This window comes from Flavobacterium sp., assembly GCF_049318185.1.
Taxonomy (GTDB): domain Bacteria; phylum Bacteroidota; class Bacteroidia; order Flavobacteriales; family Flavobacteriaceae; genus Flavobacterium.
Genome location: NZ_JBMOGV010000190.1, coordinates 1 through 2,848, shown reverse-complemented (window position 1 = coordinate 2,848; position 2,848 = coordinate 1). Strand labels below are relative to the sequence as shown.

Sequence of the window (2,848 nt, the reverse complement as noted above, 5' to 3'; positions counted from 1 at the left end):
CAACCCGATTATACTTGCCAAGAGCAAGGAAGAGTTGCCGTACAAGTTTCTGTAGACAGAAATGGCAATACCATTAGTGTAACAGCTGGTGTGCAAGGAACAACTAATACAGCAAAATGTTTACTAGATCAAGCTCGAATAGCAGCCATGAATACCAAATGGCAAGCCGATAGTAATGCTCCTGAAAAACAGGTTGGGAAAATCATTTATACCTTTAGTTTGAATTAAACACGATAGTATTTAGCCTGGCTAGAAATAGCATACTTTCATTAAAATTCCTACAAGTAATAATAACTTATTTTGGACTCGTTGCAATAACAAACTTCAGTTTGTTCTTTACTCCTATCTGCAATACATCAACCAAGTCTTGCACTTGCATAGTGGCAGGAATTCTAATGACTACGGTTAAATCTTTTGCCGGGTTCATCTTAGATAACAACTTGGTTTCTAATTGGTCGAATCCAACTTCTTCTTTATCTACATAAAAGCGCTTTTGTTCGGTTACTGAAAGCGTGATTAATTGCTTATTAGTCTTTTCATTAGTTTTTGATTTTGGCAATGTCATTCTAATCACGTTTGGGTTTGCCAACGTAGAAATGATTAAGAAAAACAACAATAAGAAGAACATAATGTCGCTCAAAGAGGAAGTAGCGACTTCTGCATGAAATCGTTTATTTCGCTTTATGGCCATTTGGTCTTTGAATTATATTTATAAATTCTAATACTTGTTTTTGGATGGCTAAAGAAAAAGCATCAATACTACCATTGAATAAATGATAAGCGCTATAAGCAATAATCCCAACGATTAGTCCAGCGCCACTACTAATCATTTTTTCATATAAACCTCCAGAAATATTTCCGATACTAATATCTTCAGTAACTGAAATACTATAGAAAATTTTAATAACTCCCGAAATGGTTCCGATAAAACCTAATGTTGGTGCTATACCCGCAATTAGTCCTAATTGTCCTAGTTTTTTTTCCATATATCCGATTTCGATATTGGCGGCACGTTCCATATTAGATTCGATTTCATTAATATTTCTTCCAATGGTCAAGACACCTTCTTTGATAATAGTACCTTGAGCCGCACCACTCCTAACGGCGGCTGAAACTGCTAAATCTATATTGGAATTATTCAAATGATTGCGTACATCAGTCATCAAATGATTGTCTATTTTGGAAGCTTTACTAATATAAAGATATCTTTCAAAAATTAGATAAAGCGTATAAAATAATAAAATGGCAATGGGTATTAAGAAAATACCACCTTTCAGAATAAATTCTAAAACAGAAACTTCATTGGTTAAAGCAGCATTAGTTGGCGCTGCTGTTGGAATAGCTTGGGCTAGGGAGTCAACTTGTAACTGCAAAAATGTACTAATCATATTTATCTATTTTTTGGCTATTAATTCTGAAAATAATTTCAATTTTGTATCACTAAAATATGCATTACAATATAAACGAAAAAAAAGATAAAAAAGTATATCACATGATTAATTTTTTCTAAAATTATGAACTATAAAGAAACCTTAGATTGGATGTTTAACAAATTACCTATGTACCAAACACAGGGCGCTACAGCGTATCGAAAAGACATTACCAATACGATTTTGCTGGCCAAACATCTAGGAAATCCCGAACAATATTTAAAATGTATTCATGTAGCTGGCACTAACGGAAAAGGTTCTACTTCTCACCTACTTGCCTCTGTTTTACAAGAAGCTGGATATAAAGTGGGTTTATATACTTCACCCCATTTAAAAGATTATCGTGAGCGAATAACTATTAATGGAAACCCTATTCCTGAAGAATATGTATGTGACTTTATAAATACTAATCAATCGTTTTTTGAAGCTAATGAATTGAGTTTTTTTGAGATGAGTGTTGGATTGGCTTTTGACTATTTTGTAAAAGAGCAAACAGATATTAATATCATAGAAGTAGGCATGGGGGGAAGATTAGATGCTACTAATATTATAAATCCTTTAGTTTCGGTCATTACTAATATAGGATTAGACCATACACAGTTTTTGGGAAATACTTTAGAGTCTATAGCCTATGAAAAAGCGGGGATCATTAAACCAAATATTCCAGTGGTTATTGGAGAATATGTGAATGAAACCCTACCCATTTTTGAAGAAAAAGCGAAAATAACAAATTCCGAAATATACTTTGCTTCTGATTTAGTACAAGGAGGTTATCCATGTGCCTTGCTTGGTGATTATCAAATTCATAATAAAAAAACAGTCATTCAAACGGTTAAATTGTTACAAGAAAAAAAACACCTTAGTATACCTGAAGATGCTATAATAAAAGGTTTTTTGAATGTGATTAAGAATACTAATTTTCAAGGAAGATGGCAACAACTTGGGGAAAATCCAAAAATAATTTGTGATACGGCACATAATGCTCATGGTCTTTTGGTAGTTTTACAACAAATACAAAAGGAGCAATTTGAGCAATTGCATATTATTTTGGGAGTTGTAAATGATAAAAACTTAGAGGAAATTCTACCTTTATTTCCCGAAAATGCTATTTATTATTTCTGTAAACCTAATAATCCAAGAGGATTAGAACCAACAATTCTAGAAGAAAAAGCTGCCATTTTTAATCTTAAAGGTAAAATATATAATTCCGTATCAACCGCTTATCTAGCAGCAAAGGAAAGCGCTTCGCAAAAAGACTTTATTTATATAGGCGGAAGTACTTTTGTAGTAGCAGAAATTTTATAATTTTTATTGTTTTTTATTTGCAGAATTAAAAAAGTAGCCTATATTTGCACTCGCATTAAGGGCGATTAGCTCAGTTGGTTCAGAGCATCTCGTTTACACCGAGAGGGTCGGGG

At 32.9% G+C, this 2,848-nt stretch carries 3 protein-coding genes and 1 pseudogene; 2 read left to right on the top strand and 2 right to left on the bottom strand.

Features of this window, described 5'->3' with window-relative positions; genetic code table 11:
* A pseudogene (locus tag ACOYLT_RS11360) lies at window positions 1–228 on the top strand (energy transducer TonB); the annotation flags it as partial.
* Between the two features lie 67 nt (window positions 229–295).
* Here the strand turns inward: ACOYLT_RS11360 and ACOYLT_RS11355 are convergent.
* Both ACOYLT_RS11355 and ACOYLT_RS11350 read right to left on the bottom strand, forming a co-directional pair.
* Window positions 296–691, bottom strand: a complete 396-nt coding sequence (locus tag ACOYLT_RS11355) for an ExbD/TolR family protein (protein ID WP_422853957.1) — start codon at window positions 689–691, stop codon at window positions 296–298.
* Window positions 672–1,388 (bottom strand): MotA/TolQ/ExbB proton channel family protein, encoded by a 717-nt coding sequence (locus ACOYLT_RS11350; protein ID WP_422853956.1) that lies wholly within the window; start codon window positions 1,386–1,388, stop codon window positions 672–674. Before ACOYLT_RS11350 ends, ACOYLT_RS11355 begins: the two co-directional genes overlap by 20 nt.
* 126 nt (window positions 1,389–1,514) lie before the next feature.
* Here ACOYLT_RS11350 and ACOYLT_RS11345 point away from each other — a divergent pair, with 126 nt between their 5' ends.
* Window positions 1,515–2,735: a bifunctional folylpolyglutamate synthase/dihydrofolate synthase gene (locus ACOYLT_RS11345; RefSeq protein ID WP_422853955.1), complete on the top strand. Its 1,221-nt coding sequence runs from the start codon at window positions 1,515–1,517 to the stop codon at window positions 2,733–2,735.
* Window positions 2,736–2,848: the final 113 nt, after the last annotated feature.

Bases quoted from the DNA above. Each gene is read 5' to 3' on its own strand.
- ACOYLT_RS11355 (WP_422853957.1), bottom strand. From the start codon at position 691: ATGGCCATAAAGCGAAATAAACGATTTCATGCAGAAGTCGCTACTTCC.
- ACOYLT_RS11350 (WP_422853956.1), bottom strand. From the start codon at position 1,388: ATGATTAGTACATTTTTGCAGTTACAAGTTGACTCCCTAGCCCAAGCT.
- ACOYLT_RS11345 (WP_422853955.1), top strand. From the start codon at position 1,515: ATGAACTATAAAGAAACCTTAGATTGGATGTTTAACAAATTACCTATG.